Source organism: Jonquetella sp. BV3C21 (assembly GCF_000468895.1).
Taxonomy (GTDB): Bacteria; Synergistota; Synergistia; order Synergistales; family Dethiosulfovibrionaceae; genus Jonquetella; species Jonquetella anthropi.
Genome location: NZ_AWWC01000019.1, coordinates 36,119 through 53,918, shown reverse-complemented (window position 1 = coordinate 53,918; position 17,800 = coordinate 36,119). Strand labels below are relative to the sequence as shown.

At 62.8% G+C, this 17,800-nt stretch carries 17 protein-coding genes; all 17 read right to left on the bottom strand.

Annotated elements, in window-relative coordinates:
- Positions 1 to 32: 32 nt before the first annotated feature.
- Positions 33 to 851 (bottom strand): 16S rRNA (cytidine(1402)-2'-O)-methyltransferase, encoded by an 819-nt coding sequence (rsmI, locus tag HMPREF1249_RS05125; RefSeq protein ID WP_008521879.1) that lies wholly within the window; start codon positions 849 to 851, stop codon positions 33 to 35.
- A complete protein-coding gene (locus HMPREF1249_RS05120) occupies positions 836 to 1,576 on the bottom strand; it encodes a tRNA1(Val) (adenine(37)-N6)-methyltransferase (protein WP_008521880.1) in 741 nt (246 codons plus the stop codon). Before HMPREF1249_RS05120 ends, rsmI begins: the two co-directional genes overlap by 16 nt.
- Positions 1,567 to 4,968, bottom strand: a complete 3,402-nt coding sequence (gene smc / locus HMPREF1249_RS05115; protein WP_021775936.1) for a chromosome segregation protein SMC — start codon at positions 4,966 to 4,968, stop codon at positions 1,567 to 1,569. Before smc ends, HMPREF1249_RS05120 begins: the two co-directional genes overlap by 10 nt.
- The gene (locus HMPREF1249_RS05110) at positions 4,943 to 6,430 is read right to left on the bottom strand and encodes an Rne/Rng family ribonuclease (RefSeq protein ID WP_008523281.1); all 1,488 of its coding nucleotides are present in this window, start codon (positions 6,428 to 6,430) and stop codon (positions 4,943 to 4,945) included. Before HMPREF1249_RS05110 ends, smc begins: the two co-directional genes overlap by 26 nt.
- Positions 6,427 to 7,047, bottom strand: a complete 621-nt coding sequence (locus HMPREF1249_RS05105) for a TIGR03936 family radical SAM-associated protein (protein ID WP_008521883.1) — start codon at positions 7,045 to 7,047, stop codon at positions 6,427 to 6,429. Before HMPREF1249_RS05105 ends, HMPREF1249_RS05110 begins: the two co-directional genes overlap by 4 nt.
- Positions 7,044 to 8,870 (bottom strand): TIGR03960 family B12-binding radical SAM protein, encoded by a 1,827-nt coding sequence (locus HMPREF1249_RS05100; protein WP_008523285.1) that lies wholly within the window; start codon positions 8,868 to 8,870, stop codon positions 7,044 to 7,046. The genes HMPREF1249_RS05105 and HMPREF1249_RS05100 overlap by 4 nt, the downstream gene beginning before the upstream one ends.
- Positions 8,851 to 10,056 (bottom strand): rod shape-determining protein RodA, encoded by a 1,206-nt coding sequence (rodA, locus tag HMPREF1249_RS05095; protein ID WP_008523286.1) that lies wholly within the window; start codon positions 10,054 to 10,056, stop codon positions 8,851 to 8,853. Before rodA ends, HMPREF1249_RS05100 begins: the two co-directional genes overlap by 20 nt.
- 2 nt (positions 10,057 to 10,058) lie before the next feature.
- Entirely contained in the window at positions 10,059 to 10,361 is a 303-nt protein-coding gene (gene minE, locus HMPREF1249_RS05090; RefSeq protein ID WP_008521886.1) for a cell division topological specificity factor MinE, read from the bottom strand.
- 11 nt (positions 10,362 to 10,372) lie between these two features.
- A complete protein-coding gene (gene minD, locus HMPREF1249_RS05085; RefSeq protein ID WP_008521887.1) occupies positions 10,373 to 11,176 on the bottom strand; it encodes a septum site-determining protein MinD in 804 nt (267 codons plus the stop codon).
- A 73-nt stretch (positions 11,177 to 11,249) separates the two neighbouring features.
- Positions 11,250 to 11,918: a septum site-determining protein MinC gene (locus HMPREF1249_RS05080; protein ID WP_008521888.1), complete on the bottom strand. Its 669-nt coding sequence runs from the start codon at positions 11,916 to 11,918 to the stop codon at positions 11,250 to 11,252.
- The gene (gene mrdA / locus HMPREF1249_RS05075) at positions 11,899 to 13,668 is read right to left on the bottom strand and encodes a penicillin-binding protein 2 (RefSeq protein WP_008523288.1); all 1,770 of its coding nucleotides are present in this window, start codon (positions 13,666 to 13,668) and stop codon (positions 11,899 to 11,901) included. The genes HMPREF1249_RS05080 and mrdA overlap by 20 nt, the downstream gene beginning before the upstream one ends.
- On the bottom strand, positions 13,655 to 14,122 hold the full coding sequence (locus tag HMPREF1249_RS05070; protein WP_008521891.1) for a hypothetical protein: 468 nt from the start codon (positions 14,120 to 14,122) through the stop codon (positions 13,655 to 13,657). Before HMPREF1249_RS05070 ends, mrdA begins: the two co-directional genes overlap by 14 nt.
- Entirely contained in the window at positions 14,119 to 14,871 is a 753-nt protein-coding gene (mreC, locus tag HMPREF1249_RS05065; protein ID WP_008521893.1) for a rod shape-determining protein MreC, read from the bottom strand. Before mreC ends, HMPREF1249_RS05070 begins: the two co-directional genes overlap by 4 nt.
- A gap of 37 nt (positions 14,872 to 14,908) precedes the next feature.
- Positions 14,909 to 15,955: a rod shape-determining protein gene (gene mreB / locus HMPREF1249_RS05060; protein ID WP_008521895.1), complete on the bottom strand. Its 1,047-nt coding sequence runs from the start codon at positions 15,953 to 15,955 to the stop codon at positions 14,909 to 14,911.
- Between the two features lie 14 nt (positions 15,956 to 15,969).
- Positions 15,970 to 16,644, bottom strand: coding sequence for a JAB domain-containing protein (locus tag HMPREF1249_RS05055; RefSeq protein WP_021775927.1), 675 nt, complete (start codon positions 16,642 to 16,644; stop codon positions 15,970 to 15,972).
- 11 nt (positions 16,645 to 16,655) lie between these two features.
- The gene (locus HMPREF1249_RS05050) at positions 16,656 to 17,285 is read right to left on the bottom strand and encodes an MBL fold metallo-hydrolase (RefSeq protein WP_008523294.1); all 630 of its coding nucleotides are present in this window, start codon (positions 17,283 to 17,285) and stop codon (positions 16,656 to 16,658) included.
- Positions 17,286 to 17,337: 52 nt separating this feature from the next.
- Positions 17,338 to 17,799 carry a D-aminoacyl-tRNA deacylase gene (gene dtd, locus HMPREF1249_RS05045; protein WP_008521901.1) on the bottom strand — a complete coding sequence of 154 codons (462 nt, stop codon included), beginning with the start codon at positions 17,797 to 17,799 and terminating at the stop codon, positions 17,338 to 17,340.
- Position 17,800 lies beyond the last annotated feature (1 nt).

Genomic DNA, 17,800 nt, shown 5'->3' with positions numbered 1-17,800 from the left:
CGCGCCGAGATCTTTCGGCGCGGGGCTTCCCGCTATTCGCCGTCCCGCTCGACGGCGATGAGCCACTCTTTAATTTCGTTTTTCGTCACGGCGCCCGAAGCAAGCCGGGCCGAAATTTCCTTGACCGATAGGCCGTTTTGCCGCAAGGCCAGCGCCTCTTCCTGCCAGTCACGCGCGTCCGGTTCAGGCAGAACGCCTTCGACGACCAGGACCAGTTCGCCTTTGACCCCGTCCGCCACCGACTCAGCGAGGGCCTGAAGATCCCCCCGGCGAACTTCCTGATGGATTTTTGAAATCTCCCGCGCGAGAGCCGCCCGGCGGGGCCCCCAAAGGCGGGCCATATCGCTCAGGTGGCGAAACGCCTTGTGAGGCGACAGGTAAAAGACCGTCGTGACGCCCACGTTCCGCCAGCGGTTCAAAACCTCGGCGCGCTCACCCTCTTTGTCGGGCAGAAAACCGACGAAGACGAACGGCTGCGGTTCAAGGCCCGAAAGGAGAAGCGCTGGGACGAAGGCCGTCGCGCCCGGGAGGACGTCCACCGGGAAGCCGTTCTCAATGGCCGCGCGGATCACGACGGCCCCGGGGTCGGATATGCCCGGCGTGCCCGCGTCGCTGATCAGGGCGATTTTCTGCCCGTCGGCCAGCCGACGAAGCACTTCGTCGACCCGAGCCCGTTCGTTGAACTTCTGATAGCTCATCCGCGGGGCAGTCACGCCCCACTTCTCCAAAATCGGGCCGCTGTGCCGAGTGTCCTCGCACAGCACCAGCCCGGCGGAGCGAAGCTCGTCCAACGCGCGCAGGGTTACGTCGCCCAAGTTGCCTATGGGCGTAGGAATCACGACGAGGGGCATGACGGGGCCTCCTTCTCGTAAAACTTCAAAAACTCGTCGGTCAGGGAGCCGTCCGGAGCGTGCATGACCAACGGCCGGAGCACCCGAAGGCCCACGCCGCCGAAGCGTCGGGCTTCCATGAGGAAAACTGACGCGGGACGGTCCGCCTTCGGGTGAACGAACCGCAGGACCGACGGCTCGAGGCTGGCGGCGCGAAGACACGCCACGGTATCGGCCAGACGGCGGGCCCGCATGACCATGTACAGCCGACCTTTGTCCCTCAGGCTCCACGACGCGGCTCGGCACACGTCGGACAGAGTGCAAGCCGAGCCCTGCCGGGCCGTGCGGTCTTCCGGCGACGCGCAGGGCTGGCCCTGCCCTATTTCCTCATACGGAGGGTTGGCCGCCACGACGTCGTATTCTCCCCCTTGTCCTCGGCCCCAAAGCTGGGTCAGGTCGCCGCAGACGAATGACAGCCGGTCGGACAGGCCGTTGGACTCGGCGTTTTGCCGCGCCAGCTCGACGAACCGCTGGTCTATTTCCAGCCCGGTCACGTGAGCGCTGCTGCGCCAAGCCATCAGCATGGCGACGCCGCCAGTCGCGCAGCCCAGCTCGAGGGCCCGCTCCCGGCGCTTCAGCCGAACGAATCCGGCCAGCAGAATGGTGTCCATGTTGACCCGCGGGCCTCTGACGGGCTGACGGATCGTCAGCTGGCCGCCCAACAAGTCGTCGACGGTTACTCCCATTGGTCTGTCCTCACGCTCACGATCTGAGAAAGCCCCGGCTCGCTCATGGTGACGCCGAACATGGTGTCGGCCCCCTCCATGGTCTGACGCCGATGGGTCATGACGATCAGCTGAACCCGGGTCGCGTATTCGGCGGCCAACTGGGCGAACCGGCTCAGGTTGACCTCGTCAAGCGCCGCGTCCACCTCGTCGAGGACGGCCAGCGGTGCTCCGGCGGTCTCCATGGCGGCAAAAAGAAGAGCCAGAGCCGTGAGGGACTGTTCGCCGCCCGAAAGCTGCGCCAACAGGAGCGTTTTCTTTCCCGGTGGGCGGGCGGTGATTTCAACGCCGCTGTCCCACGCCCCCGCCTCTCCCTGCCATGACAGGTGCGCTTCGCCGCCGCCGAAGAGCCGGCCGAACAGGCTGTTGAATCGGACGTCGATTTGATCCATCGCTTTTGAAAAGAGCTCGGCGGCCTGCCGGTCCGCCTGCGCGATGACGTCCTGAAGCGACCTGATGCCATTTTTGACGTCCGCCGTCTGGTCGTTCAGGTACGTCAGCCGCCCGTCAAGGGACGCCTGCTCGTCCAACGCGCCGACGTTGACCGGACCTAACTCGCGCAGAGCCCGCTCCGCATAGCGGGCTGCCGATTCAACCGCTTCGCGCCGCTCGTCGCCCGGGGCAAAACTCTCCGGGTACGGCCACCGCGCTTCGCTGGCCGAGATCATTTCCTCCAAGCGGACGTTGCTTCTTTCGGCGTCAGCTTCGACGGCGGCGCGTTCAGCACGGATTTTTTCCAGCCGAGCCGAGGCCGCGTCCGATCGGCGGATGAGCCGCTCCGTCCGAGCGGCGTCAGAAGCGCCGCTTCTCTCCAGCTCGTCAAACAGGCCCCGAAGGTCTGACATCTGAGCCTCCAGAGCCCGCCGCCGGGTTAACGCTTCGGTCTCCTGCTCCTTCGCCCCGTCAAGCCTCGTCTGAGCGGTTCGGCGGTCGTTTTCGAGCCGTACCAGCTGGGACGACAGGGCCATCTCTTCGCCGAGCAGGCGCTGAAGTTCCTGCTTGGTGTGGTCGGTCCGCTCCTGCGCCAAAAGCTCTTCGCCCCGAAGCTGGGGCAGCGCGTCCTCGGGAGCGGCGTCGTTCCCATCCGGCGAGGCGGCGAGCGATTCAATTTCACGCTCCAGCTCTTTGAGACGGCTTTCCGTCTCCGAGGCGTAACGCTGCCACTCTTCCTGTTTCTGCTGGAACCGACCGCGGCGCTCTTCCAGCTCTGCCAACTCGGCGGAAACGGCACGCAAACTGTTTTGAAGTCCTTCCAACTCTTCTTTTGCCCGGGACGTGACGGCCCGGTGACGGTTCAGCTCTTCCTGTGCGGTCTTCTCCGCTTCCTCGGCCTGAGTCAGCTCGGCTCTCAGTCGCCTCGACGCCGCTTGAGCTTCCTCAAGGCGGGCGGCCAGCTCCGCGGCCTGACGGCGCGCCGAGATGGCGCCAGCATGAGAACTTTTTCCGCCGCTGACGGCCCCGGACGGCGAGAAGACCTCGCCTTCGAGCGTGACGACCGAGAAATGAGCGCCTCGGCTGAGCGCCGCGCCGGTCGCGTAGTCTTCCACAACCAGCACGCCTCCCAGCAGGTGATCGACGGCCTTTTTCCACTCCGGCGCTGGCTTGACTAATTCGGACGCCCGGCCGATTACGCCCTTTCCTGACGGCAGAGCGCCAAGCCGCGCTTGGCACCGCTCCAACGGCAGGAAGGTCGCCCGCCCGCCGGAACGCCCTTTCAGCAGGTCGATGCCCTTCTGGGCGGACGCGGTGTCCTCCACCAGAAGCCAATACTGCCGCCCGCCGAGATACGCTTCCATTGCCGCAGCCAGCTCGGCGGGGCACTCGAACGATTCGGCGGCTGGGCAGGCTTTGATGTCGAGTTTCCCCAATGAGATGGCAGCTAAGACCATCTGAACCGGACGGGGATACGCGCTTTCAGCGGCCGACGACCGGGCGGCCTCCAGCTCGCCTTCAAGGGAAGCGGCAGTCCGCCGCGCGCCGGCCTGGCGCATGGACAGGTCCTGCGCGAGGGACGTGGCGTTTCTCATTCCCTCGACCAGCTCTTCGGTTCGGTCTTCCAGCGCCTCAAGGGCTCTGTCCCCGCGGGCCACGCAGTCGGTGAGCCGCCGGTGTTCGGCTTCCAGCTCGGCCTGCCAGGCCTCCGCCGCGGCGGTTGAACTGGCTGCCCCTGACAGGCGCCCCCGCGCGTCCGCCAGAGCCTCCTGATACGAGGCCCGACGCTCGGTCAGCTCGGACAACTTTTTCTGCCGAGACGCGGTCGCGTCGCTCTGCCGGCGAATACGATCCTCCAGCTCGGCGATCCGGCCGGACAGCTCGGCCAGCCGAGTCTGACACTCGGAAAGCCGGGCCGACGCGCTCTTGCGGTCTTGGGCCAGTTTCGTTTGGCCCGCGCAGAGCCGCTCTTTTTCCTCGTCCAACCGACTCAGCGCGAAGGCGTTTTCCCGAATCGTCCCCTGAGCGGCCGTCTCTGCCTGCCGGGCGTTTTCGAGCATCGGCGTCAGCTCGTCCTGCCTCTCCTGAAGCTGAGCCCGGCGCTTGAGGTACTCGTCGCCCCGGCGGCGAAGCCGATCGAGCTGGCTCGACCAGCCGGCGTTCCACCAAGTGGCCCTGCTGAAGCCGGCCTGCAGTTTTTCGCCCCGAGCCTTCGCGTCGGCAAGACGCCGCTCTTCTTCAAAGCGCCGCAGGTGGTACAGCCGGCCATTCAACGTTTCCAGACGTGCCTCAAGCTCCTGAGCCCGCTTGGCAAGGGCGGCCTGAGGGGCGATTTCATCCCGACGGGCCGTCAGCTCGCCGATCAGCGTCTGAAGGCGCAGCAGCTCGTCCTGAGCCTCTTTCAGCTCAAGCGCGGCGTCGTCCCGACGGCGGCGGTACCTGTCCACGCCGAACAGCTCTTCCAGCTGAAGGCGGCGCTCTTTGGGCCGCTGGGAGATCGCCTCGGTCACTTCTCCCTGACCGATAAACGCAAACCGCTCCCCGCCCAACCCGACTCCTTCTTTGAACGCCCCTAAGTCACCAAGGCGAATTTTCACGCCGTCAGCCCAAATTTCCGCCCCGGACTGGGAAAGACTTCGCCGCAGCGTCGGGTGAGTCGCCCCGTCGGACAGCTGAACGGTCACCTCGGCTTCGCTCGCCTCGACCATGCCGGCCGAGCCCTGAAAAATCAGGTCCGACTGGCGGGCAATTCGCAGTCTGGACGCGCTGCTCTCCCCAAGCGCCCAGCGCAGGCCGTCCAAGATGTTGCTCTTGCCGCTCCCGTTCGGCCCCACGATAGCGGTGAAACCGGGGGCGAAGGGCATTTGGTGAGTGCCGCCGAAACTTTTGAAGTTTTTAAGAGTCAGTCGTTCGATATACACGTGACGGCTCCTCCCGCTCCCATGGGCTCTGCGCCTGCGTCAAAATTTTGCGGCTGTCTCCGAGAGCCTCTATGCGCCAGTCGGTTCGTGACGCGCCGGGTAGCCCCCGAAGCACGATCCGCCGACCGAACGTCTCTTCCCATCCTTTGAGCCACTTCTGCGCCACAATTTGGGCCAGCTCGTCGTTCATAGCCACCAGAGCCCAGCCGGACGACGACCCGGCGAAAGCCTTGCGCAGCCGGCGCTTGACCGACGCGGCCAGCGCTTCGTCCTTCCACGTCCGGCCTTCGCAGCAGGACGAGCAGGGCTGGGTCATCTGAGAGCGCAGGTCCAACCGTGTCCGCTTGCGGGTCACTTCCGCTAGGCCGAGGCTCGTCATGCCGTAAACTCGGACCTTGTTCGGGTCGGCGGCCGAAGCGTCTTTCAGCGCGTCCAGCACGGCCGTTCGGTCCGCCTCGCTCTCCATGTCGATGAAGTCGACGATGACGATGCCGCCGATGGCCCGAAGGCGTATCTGCCGGGCAATTTCCCGCGCGGCTTCCAGATTGGTCGTTTTCACAGTGGCGCTCAATGAGCTGCCGTCCACGCACTTTCCCGAGTTCACGTCGATGGCGGTCAGAGCCTCGGTCTGGTCGATGACCAGATACCCGCCTGACGGCAGCCAAACCTTCGGCCGAATGAGCGATTCGATTTCTTGGGTCAGTCCGCAGTACTCGAACAGGTCGATTCCCTTCTCCAGCAGGCTGACCTGGCCGCTCCAGCCCGCCCCAGCCGCGGAGACAAACCCTTTGACCGCGTCAAAAGCCTCCCGGCTGTCGGTGACCACCTCGGAAATATGATGGGCCAACTCGTCCCGAAGGGCCCGAATCAGGAAGCCGTCCTCCTGCCACAAAACGCCCGGCGACATCCGAAGCTTGGCGCTCTGCTCTATTCTCTCCCACTGCTCCTGAAGCTGGGCCAGATCCGTTGCCAAGTCCTCGTCGGCCGCGTCCTGAGCGGCTGTGCGGATTATTACCCCGCCGCGCTCAACGCTCCCCACCAATGCCCGCAGGCGCTGACGGTCCTTCGCCGAGCCGATTTTCCGCGACACGCCCACGCTGCCGGCGAACGGCAGATACACAAAAAAACGCCCCGGCAATGAGACCTGAGGCGTTACGCGAGCGCCCTTGCTGCGCCGCGGCGTTTTCGTCACCTGAACGATCAGCTCGCCGTTCTCGTGGACGCTGAATCCCTTGGCGTCGGCCAAGTACAAAAAGCCGTTGCGCCCGTCGCCAAGGTTGAGAAACGCCGCGTTCATGCCGCTCACAATGGACTCGACCCGGGCAAGGTAGATGTCCCCGCTTTGCTGCACCGGACGGCCGTGCTCCACGTACAAGTCGCGCAGCCTTCCGTCCTCGACGACCGCGACGCGGCGCTCCTCTTCGTCCAGCATGTTGGCGTAAATTTTCACGTCCTGCGTCACGCGCGTTCGCCTCCTTCAGGCGTCAGAAGCGGCACGACGGCCTCCCCGTTCCACGTGCCGAGTGCCAGCCGGGCGATGCAGATTTCCGGCCAGCCGGCGATCTCTTGGCGCTCGGTCAGAGCTCGAACCAGCATGCCGATCCCCAGCGCCGACGGGGAGGACAGGGTCAGTTCCAACCCCGTTTCGTCCCGGCTGAGATTCAGCAGGCCGTCGCCGTAACAGTCCCGGGCCGCCGGCTCAACTGCCTCCCAAACGGGACGGTTTCTCGGGCACACCCAGTAAGAAGCCGCGTCGATGACCTTATTCAACACCCGCCCGTCAACGTCCCGACAGGCCAAGAAACGAAAGCCCGTCGGGGCGGCGGCGTTGAACCGGTCCAAAAATTCCCGCTCGGTCACCGCCTCAAGGGGCCACAGCTCGGCCAGCTCGCCTAACGACGGCACGCCGACCGGCAGCGCCGGCCCCATGACAATTTTTGCGTGAGGGGAAAAACCTTCGGTCAGCTCCAAGCTGAACCCAGCACGGCGGGCGATTCGCCCGAAAAGCTGCGGAAGTTCGACGTGCCGGACAAAGCACGAGTACCCGCGCTTCTCGAAAAGGATTCTCTTCCGACTCACTTCTGTCCCCCCGACCAATGACAGCCCCGCCCCTGCCAGCCACACCCGGAACAACCGCCGGTTCGACAGTCGGGCGTGACAGAAGCCGCGTAGGCCTTCTGCCGTTCCCGCCATAAAAACGACCGGCTCACGCCGCAGTCGATGTGATCCCACGGCAGCCCTTCATCCTTGCCGCGCGGCCGGTGAGCGTACCAGCTCGGGTCGATCCCGGCGTCGGAAAAGCCTTTCATCCACGCGTCAAGCGAGAACGTGTCGCTCCAGCTGTCCAAGCGACTGCCGTTTTTCCAAGCCAGAAAAACAGCCCGCCCCACGCGCCGGTCGCCGCGGGCCAAGACGCCTTCGATAAAGCTCTGGCTGGACTCGTGGTATTTCAGGTTCACGTGCCGGTTGCGCAGGTTGCGCTTGAGCCATTGCCCTTTAGCGGCCAGCTCTTCCCAGCTGTTCTGAGGCTCCCACTGGAACGGCGTGTGCCCCTTTGGGACAAAACCGGCCACAGAGGCGTTGATCGACGCCCTTTTCGTGTGCCGTCGGCCGATCTCAGCGGAGTTCTCGCACAGCCGCAGGATACCAGCCAAATCCTCTTCAGTTTCGGTCGGCAGGCCCATCATGAAATAGAACTTCACCTTCTGCCAGCCCATGGAAAACGCCGCCTCTACGGCGCCGTACAGGTCCTTTTCGGTCACGCCCTTGTTGATGACGTCCCGCAGGCGCTGCGTTCCGGCCTCCGGCGCCAAGGTCAGGCCGCCCTTTTTCAGCGTGGCAAGTTCCTCGGCCAGACCGACAGAAAACGCGTCAACCCGCAGGCTGGGCAGGCTGATTTTCGTGCCCCGGCGGGCCATCTCCGGCGCTAAGTCAGCCAACAGTCGGTCGATCTGAGGGTAGTCGCAGCTGGCCAGCGACACGAGGCTACACTCCTCCCACCCGGTCCGATCTAAAAGCCGGGTCACCGACTCCTCGACGGTCTGAAGGCTCCGCTCCCGTACCGGTCGGTAAGTCATGCCGGCCTGACAGAACCGACAGCCTCTGGAGCAGCCGCGGAAGAGCTCCACCACAGCCCGATCGTGGACGATCGACGACGCCGGCACGATCATCGACTGGGGCGCAATCGCATCCATATCGTGCCAGACCGGCTTGGCAACGGGCAGAGGTGAGGCGGCGCTGAAGTGAACGCCGTCGCCATCATAGGCACAGTCCACCAGAGACGGAACGTAGCACCCCGGGACGGAACTTGCCGCTTCAAGCCGCTGCCGCCGAGGCCGGCCTTTCGTCCGGGCTAGGCAGTCCAACAGCGCGGGCAGCTGCGCCTCCCCGTCGCCTAACGAAAAAATATCCACAAACGACGCCATCGGCTCGGGAGTCATCGCCCCCGGGCCGCCGCCGATCACTATTGGACTGCGTTCGTCCCGGTCAGACGAAAGCAGGGGCACGCGTCCCAAGTCGAGCATGGTCAGCATACTCGTAAAGCTCATCTCGTGCTGAAACGTAAAACCTATCGCGTCGAACTCCGCCAAGGTTCGGCCGCTTTCTACCGACTGGAGAGGACGTCCGGCGCGGCGCATCAGGCCTTCCATGTCCGTCCAAGGGCAGTACGCCCGTTCGCAGTCGTAGTCGGTGCCGTTTTTGATCAGCTCATACAGGAGCTGAAACCCCAGATAGCTCATGCCAACCTCGTACACGTCGGGGAAGCACAGGCAAATTCGAAGCTTTGCCTGCAGCTTGGGCGGACGGGCTCCCCACTCACAGACCGCGTAGCGGGTCGGCATCTTCGCCCCGGCGATCAACGGCCACTGGGGATCGTCAAACTCAGCGAAGCGATATGCCACGGTTTGGTCCTCCCCAACCTGCCGATCGGCCGGACAGCGAGTCAACCAGCTTCAGCCCCACCGTGTCAGGTACGGCCGAGTCGAGCCGCTCCAGCTTGTCCAGCGCGCCCTGTTTTGCCACAAGCGCTACCGCCAGGACGGCGGCCACGAGAGAGCTGCCGCCGTAGCACATGAACGGCAGGGGCAGACCAGTGATCGGCAGAAGGCCCATGCTCATGCCAATCGCCTCGAAGAACTGGAACCACAGCCAGCCGATCAGAGCGACGATCCAAATCTTGTTTTCCAGCTCCCGGGTTCGGCGGGCGACGGCGGTCAGCCGCCAAAGCAGCACGCCGTACAGCGCCAGCAAAAGACAGCTGCCCACAAAGCCAAATTCCTCCGCGAACACGCTGAACACAAAGTCAGTGTGCGGTTCGGGGAGAAAGCGCAGCTTGCTCTGGGTGCCGTGCATAAATCCCTTTCCCAACAGCCGCCCGGAGCCTACGGCGATTCGGGACTGGATGACGTTATAGCCGGCCCCAAGGGGGTCGAGCGCCGGCTCAATGAACACCAAAAGCCGGTTTCGTTGATACTCTTTGAGGAAGAACCACGCTCCAGGAAGAACGGCCAGAACACAGCCAGCCAGACCACCCAGATATTTGCCTGGAGCGCCGGCCGCCACGAGAGCGAAAAACGTTATTGTCCCGTAGACCAACGCGCTACCCAAGTCGGGCTGAACTAACACCAAAATCCCCGCCACCCCCGCGAGCGCGAGCGCTCCGAGGAAGCGGGGAAACGTATCAGGACAGAACAAGCGGCACTGCTGCGCCAACACGAGGGCAAGGGCTATTTTGACGAACTCGGACGGCTGAATCGACACGCCGGAGAAGCCGAACCACGCCTGAGACCCCTTGGTTCGGCTTCCCACGAAGAGAACCGCGACCAGCAGGAAACAGCCGGCCGCGTAAATGACATAGCTATAGTGCAGGAGAGCCGGCATGTCCAGCTTCCAGACAGCCAAGGCCGCCGCCAGAGCGACAGCCCCCCACGTCAGCTGACGAAGCGCGTAGTGGAACCCATTGCCCGACGCTCCATTGCCGGCGCTGTAGATGGACAGAAGCCCCGCCGAGAAGAGCGCCGCCAAGACGACGAACAGCGTTTTGTCGGAAGCCCTGAACAGCTCTCCCAGCGTCCGACGCTCAAACATTCCTACTGTTTGGAAGCGCGGACACCTGAAACTTGACTGCCCCGCTTGAGCCGCAGAACGGGAATGCTCGCCTCAAGAGCCACCTGCCCGGCCGAATCGTCTCTGTCCATGCCCAGCTCGATGTTCTTCTCGTCCACATCCATATACCGGGTGATCACTTCGATCAAGTCAGCCCGCAGCGCGTTCATCAGCTCGGGTGTGATGTCCGTCCTATCGTGAATTAAAACAAGCTGAAGGCGCTTTTTGGCGGCTTGGCTTGACGGCGTTTTCTTTCCAAAAAGGCACTCTAAAAATCCGAGACGCATCCTTCAACCTCCTACGAACGCTTGAAGAACTTCAGCAGCGACGACAGGAAACCGCCCTTGTGCAGGCTGTTCACGTCGATGAAGGGAACTTCCTCGCCGAGGATCCGGCGGGCGATATTGTCGAACGCCATGCCGGCGTACGACGACGGGGAAAGGGTCAGAGGCTCGCCCCGGTTGGAGGACACGACGACCGAGTCGTCTTCGGGGACGATGCCGATCAGCTTGACCGACAGGATGTCCAGCACGTCGTCCACGCTGAGCATCTCGCCGCTTTGAACCATGCCGGGCCGCAGGCGGTTGACCACCAGCCGAATAGAACTCTTGCCCTGAGACTCCAGCATGCCGATGATCCGATCCGCGTCTCGAACCGCCGACACGTCGGGCGTGGTCACAACCAGAGCCTCATCAGCTCCGGCAGACGCGTTGCGGAACCCTGACTCGATGCCAGCCGGGCTGTCGAGAATGATGAAGTCAAAATCGGGCTTGAGCTGCTCGCACAGGTCTTTCATCTGGTCGGCGGTCACGCAGTCCTTCGTGCGGGTCTGAGCCGCCGGCAGCAGCGTCAGGCCTTCAACGCGCTTATCCCGAATCAGCGCCGCTTTGAGGCTGCAGTTGCCCTCGATGACGTCCACCAGATTGTAGACGATCCGATTTTCCAGCCCCAAAATCACGTCGAGGTTGCGAAGTCCGATGTCCCCGTCCACCACGACGACTTTTTTGCCCTTTCGAGCCAAAGCCATGGAAACGTTGGCGGTCGTCGTGGTCTTGCCCACGCCGCCTTTCCCCGAAGTAACGACGATCACTCGTGCTGACATGGTGTTCCTCCTGTCGTCTGTCCGCTATTGCGCGGTTTTTTGACCGATAGACAGCTCCCGCGGGCTGTTCGTTTTACGCGTTGTTGGTGTCGATCCTCAGTTCCTTGGCGACGAACACGCCGTTTCTCAGCGCTATGGACACGGGCCGACCCCACCACGGGCAGTCGGCCGGGTCTTTTGTCACGCTGACGGTCGTGCCGATCCGAATGTGGTTGGCCATGTAGCTCATCGCGATGACCGTAGCCTCATTATCTCCGCCGTAGCCGGCATGCACAAGCCCTTTCAGCGTTCCTAGGATGCAGACCGAGCCGGTCGCCTGAATTTCCGCCCCGTCGTGCAGGTTCCCCACCAGAATGACGTCGCCGTCGTGCTGAAACGATTGGCCGGACCGAAGCGGATGGGAGAGAATGGCCGTCGTGCTGTCGGTCACCATGGGCCGATGTGATGCCTCGTCCGCCAATCCCAAGTTGGACAGCACCTGACGGGTCACGTCGTTGGACGACTCCCAGCCCTTGACAATCAGATCCTGAATTTCCACCACGTCCGTCAGGAGGTGGAGAATCCAGTGACGGCTCACTTCCAAATCCCCAAAATCGAAAACCAGCGGAATGCCTCGGGCAGTTTGGCCGGCGTCTTTCAGGCTCTTGCCTACGTCCGATACGGTCGGCAGTCCGGACGGGAACGAAACCTGCAGTATGGCGCCCCGCCCTCTGAGCATTACGTCAGTTTTTTGCTCTGTCATTTTCCTTCGTCCCTTCGTCCTGTTCCAGCAAAAATGCCAACAGCTGTCCGACCATCGGCGCAGCCTCCTTGCCGCCGCCCTTGCCCGCTTCCAAATAATAAATGACCGCGTACCGAGGAGCGTCAGCCGGAGCGTACCCGATAAAAACCGCGTGGTCGTCGCCGTGGGAGTTCTGAACCGTGCCGGTCTTCCCAGCCACCGAAACGCCCCACGTCCCGGCGCGCCACCCGGTTCCGCCGGGAGCGACGACTGCCTTGAGCCCTTTTCTGATGATCGACAGGCAGTTCCCGTTCAGGTGAGGATCCCGGCGCAGAGGCTTTAAATCCTTATTCACGTGAGGCTGAATAACGGTTCCTCCGTTGGCGATCGTGGCAAAAAGGTTGACCATCTGGAGCGGCGTCAGGAGCAGATACCCTTGGCCGATAGAGTAGTTCACTGTGTCACCTTTGAACCACGCCCCCAGCCCTTTCCCTTTTTTCCACTCCGGACCGGCCAGATTGCCCCGGCTCTCCCCCGGCAGGTCGATCCCCAGCGGGCCGTCCAACCCGAGACGCCGGCCTAACGACAGATACCGGTCGATGCCCACCAGCTGGCTCGTGGTGTAGAAAAACACGTCGCAGGAGTCGCGCAGCGCGCGAATAATATCCTCCTGCCCGTGTCCCCACCGGCGCCAGCACCGAAACGTTTGGTTGCTCAACTTGTAGCTGCCCGTGCAGGTTATTTGCGTCTTCGTCGTCACAGCGCCGCACTCGAGCGCCGCATACCCGGTAAACGCCTTCCAGCAGGAACCGGGCGAGTACTGAGCCGAAACGGCTCGGTTGATCATCGGGTGCCGCGGGTCTTCCTGAAGAGGCCCCCACTCGGCCGAAGAGATCCCCCAAGCCAACGGGTTCGGGTCGTATGACGGCGAAGAGTATATCGCCAAGACTTCCCCAGTTTTGACGTCCAAGGCAATCGCAGCGCCGCGGAAGTCTCCCATTAAAGCCGCGGCCTTTTTCTGAATCGCCAAGTCAATAGTCAGGTGGATATCTCCCCCCCTGACAGGATCTTTTTTGTCTAAATCGCCCCGCGGCCGTCCGCGGGCGTCAACCTGAAGCGCCCTCTCTCCCGGATCCCCGCGCAGAAGAGTCTCGTAGTATTTTTCCACGCCGGTCTTGCCGATCACGTCGCCGCCAGCGTACTCGCCGCCGGATGAGGCCAGCTCTCCTTCAGAAATCTCGCCAACCTGCCCCACAACGTGGGCCGTCAGCGGCCCTGCCGGGTAATCGCGCCTCTGTCGAGGCAGCGGGAAAAATCCGGATGGAAACGACGGGTCGTTGAGCAGGGACGTCATTTGGGTCATCGTCAGGCCGGAGACGACCGCGACGGCCCGGTAGGGCGCCCAGAATCGCCGGCTGATCCCGGCGGAAAGCTCTTCTGAGGAAAGCGGGATCCCCTGACGGTTAACCGCCTCGAGGAACCGCGCCTTAGACTCTTCGGTCAGGTCAACCGGGTAGGCCATCACGTCGAATACCGTCACGTTGACGGCTAAAGGCCGGCCCTGTCGGTCGAAAATTTGTCCCCGTACCCGAGGAATGCGGATGACTCGAAGCCGGTTGTTCATCGCCAGCTGAACGTATCGATCCGCGTTCCGTATCTGAAAAAAGAACAGCCCGCCTACCAGAAACAAGATACTGCAGACGATCAGCCAGCGGATCACCAACACTCGGGAGTCAACCCGGGGACGAATTTCAGATCTAGAGGTCTTCATCGTTCCAAGTTCTGTACGACCACGCGGCCAAAAAGGCCGGAACGGTCAGAACCATCTGAAACAGGTACACGGCCAGCCAGTTCAGCGCCCCTAAAGACCGCGGCAGCAGCACGAGCCGAATACAGCTGATTATCGACATGAGAACCCAGTTGCTTACGACGAACGCGCCGCCGGTCCGTCCGTCCCGGGGCAGATCAAACCAGAACAGCCGAAACGCCCAATGGGCCATCACAAAAACGGCAGCGGTCAGCCCAGGCATCCCGCTCCAGCGAAAGTCAAGCAGAAGACCGCCAAGGGCCGGCAGCAGGTACCAAACGCAAGGGACGTCGAACCGCTTTGTCCCAACGCCGTTCAGCGCCATAAAAAACAGCTCAGGCGCGAGCAGGCCTGCTCCGACGAGCACCTGTATCAGATCCTGCAGGTACCATGTTCCAACAAGAAGAACCAGAGTCATTTCTGCCCTTTCTCCAAAAAGCCGAGGCTTTGAAGGCGCGACAGCGGCGCTGCCGGAGCGATCTCGTAGTCGATCAGGTCAGGCGAGGGCCGCTCGACGTTTCCCGTCAGAACCCCAACGAGCACTCCGGGCATCAGTCCGCCAGCGCCAATCGACGTGACAATCCGCTCGCCCTTTTGAAGCGTTACTGACGGGGCGACGTAGCGGAGCCACACTCGACCGTTTCCGTCTCCGACTGCCACCCCGACGTCCCGGGCCTCTTCCGCGACCACAGGAACGTACGAGTCGGCGCTCGTGATGAGCCGCACCCAAGTCCGCCCCTGCGCCGAATCCGTCACCAGCCCGACCAGTCCGGCGTCCTTAACCGCCGGGCTCCCTTTCTGCGGCGAGGGTTGTCCCGCCATGTCGAGGCGGACTTCGTCCCACCACGCCTGAGGGTCGCGAAAGTCGATGACAAACTCGCCGCGGTCGCTCACGGCCTGCCGAACGTCCAGCTCTTTGCTCAGCGCCAAGTCAGCGGAGAGACGCCGTTCCCTGGCCTTTAAATCCTCAATGGCCGCCAAAAGCTCCTGCCGATCCGCTGCCCACTCGAATCCAGCCCGAAAGCCACGAGAAATCATCCGAGCAGGCCACTCGGCCGGCGCCAGCATTCTGGCCGTCCAAGCCATGGCAAATTTCAACTCCGGCGTCCGAATGAGGGAAAACAACAACACAAGCCCTGCAGCCGCAAGGCTCAGGGCACAGGTCATTTCCCGTCTTCTGTCTCCGGAGATCACGCCGAAGTCCTTAGCGGTTTCGCTTCTGAACCGTCGTGAGCAGATGTCTCATCCGGTCCATGTCTTCCAGCGCCCTGCCAATGCCCAGCGCGACCGCGTGAATCGCGTTTTCCGCCAAAAATACCGGCGCGTTCAGCGACTTAGTCAGCCGTTCCGGCAGGCCGCGCAGCTGGGAAGCGCCGCCGACCAGCACGATGCCGTGATCGACAATGTCCTTAGCCAGCTCCGGCGGCGTCTGTTCCAAGGCCACCTTGACCATGTCCTCTATCCGGCTGATGAGCGGCAGAAGGACCTCTCTGATTTCCAGCGACGTGACGATTTCGGCCTTTGGAAGCCCGTCGGCCAAATCCCGGCCCTTCACTTCCATCGTCAGCTCTTCGTCGAGGGTCACCGCGGAGCCAATCGTCTCCTTAATCGTCTCGGCCGTTCCTTCGCCGATGAGCAGAGCCCGCTTCTGGCGGAACATGCTCACGATCGCCTCGTCCATCTCCTTGCCGGCCGAGCGAAGCGAGTTGGTCACCACGATGCCGTCCAAGGAAATGACAGCCACCTCACTGGTGCCGCCACCGATATCAAGCACCATGTTGCCCTGCGGCGCGGCAATCGGCAGACCGGCCCCCAAAGCGGCCGCGATCGGCTCGTCGATGATGTACGACTCTTTTGCCCCGGCGCCAATCGCCGCGTCGAGGACGGCCCGGCGCTCCACCTCGGTCACCTTGGCCGGCACCGAGACGACAACCAGCGGGCGGGAAAAACGGCTCTCGCTTGTTATTTTGCTCAAATAGTGTTTGAGGACCGCTTCGGTCATGTCGTAGTTGGCGATCACGCCGTCCCGAAGGGGCCGAATGACCGTAACGCCCTGAGGCGTCTTGCCTTCCATCGCCTTGGCCTCGTGGCCGTAGGCGATAATTTCCCTGCCGCCCTGAGGCATCTTGCGGACGGCCACCGCCGACGGCTCGTCGAAGACGATCCCCTGGTCGCTCTGATACACCACGATATTCGACGTTCCTAGGTCAATCCCTATTCCTTGGCCGATGCTCTTTTTCAGAAAACCCACGTCACGCCGCCTCCTTATCGCTCATCGCGCCGCGAGCTTCCTGATACAACGCTCACACGACCACCGACGATGAGAAAATGTCCTATAAACCGAATGTTTAACAGTTCCAACCGGCAGGCTAAATAGTCTGTCAGTTTCCGGTCTTCCATGCTTGGCTCAGACACCCCGTCCGGGTGATTATGAAGCAGAGCCACGCCCCTACAGTCAAGGCGAACCGCCCGGCGAAGCAAGTACGGCATGTCGAGGGCCGCGCCGTCCGGGCCGCCGTAAGAAAGCCTCTCGTCTCCCAACAGGCGGTCTTGGTCGTCAAAGAAACCGGCCACCACGAACTCACGGGCTTCCGGCCTCAGCTGGCACGCCCAATCGGCGAGCCACGCTTTCAGCGGGGGAAGGCCTTCCTGTTCGTTCGACGACCGACGTCCCAGCTCAAAAGCAGCCAACAAAGCGGCCGCTTTGGCCTCGCCCATGCCGCCGATAGACTGGACGAGCTCCGACGGGCTGGCCTGCGCCATTGCCCGAAGCCCTCCAAACTCAGCCAGCAGCGAGCCGGCCAGTTCAAGAACTCCCTGAGCGGCCGTTCCGGTCCGAAGCAGCACGGCCAGCAGCTCCACGTCGGACAGGCCGGACGCCCCGAGACGGCAGAGCCGCTCCCGCGGTCGAGAAGACTGGGGAAGCTGCTTGAGTTTCACGCCTCCTGCCGTCACTGGAGAAACGGGTTGAGCTGGCGCTCTCTGTCCAAGCTCGTTTCCGGCCCGTGCCCCGGCAAAACAGGAAGGTCCCCTTTCAGCTCTTTGAGCCGCGCCAACGACCTCGCGAGCGCCTCGCTGTCGCCGCCCCGCAGGTCCGACCGGCCGATGCTTCGGGCGAACAGGGTGTCGCCCGAGATCAGCAGTTTTTCGCCGTCCTTCTCGACGATGTAGCAGCAGCTGCCGGGCGTGTGGCCAGGCGTGAGCAGCACGGTCAAGGAAAAGCGCCCCACGCTGAACGTGTCGCCCTCGTCAAGGAGCTTGGACGGCTCGTACGGCGGCACTTCTCTGCCAAACTCGACCGCCAGATTGGCCCAGTTGTCCTTTGTCATGTTCAAGTCGCCGCGGGCCATGTAAACTGGCGCCCCTGTCGCCTCCACCAGATCAGCTACCCCCAAACAGTGGTCCATATGCCCGTGGGTGAGCAGGATAGCGCCGAGCTTCAGCCGTCGGTTCTGCAAAAACTCCACCACGTCAGCCGGATCTCCGCCCGGGTCAACGCAAAACGCCGTCCCGTTGCCGTCGTCAAAAGTATAGCTATTCGTCCACAGTGGGCCGAGAGGAATTCGCTTGTAGTCGAACACCGCTGTTTTCTCTCCTTCGCGCATCTCTTATTGCCGTTTGTCCCGAACCGGTTTAAGCCGGCGCCTCAGCCTTTGACGGCGAGTCGACTATTAAAGTCACCGGCCCGTCGTTTTCTATCGCTACAACCATGTGCGTCCTGAACACGCCGGTTTCGACCTGAATACCCTTTCCCCTCAGGCGGGCCACAAACCCTTCGTACAGTTTGTCGGCCTCGTCGGGCGGCGCAGCCTTGACAAAAGACGGACGGCGCCCTTTTCGGCAGTCGCCGTACAGCGTGAACTGCGAGACGACGAGCATCTGGCCGCCGAGATCAAGAAGGGACCGGTTCATTTTGCCGTCCTCGTCCTCAAAAATCCGAAGGTCTGCTACCTTATCGGCCAGCCACTGGACGTCCTCCGGCCCATCGCCGTCTTTAACTCCCAGAAGGACGCACAGCCCCGGGCCAATGCGCCCGCAGAGGGTTCCTTCTGAACTGACCGAACAGCTTTTTACCCTCTGAACGACAGCTCTCATA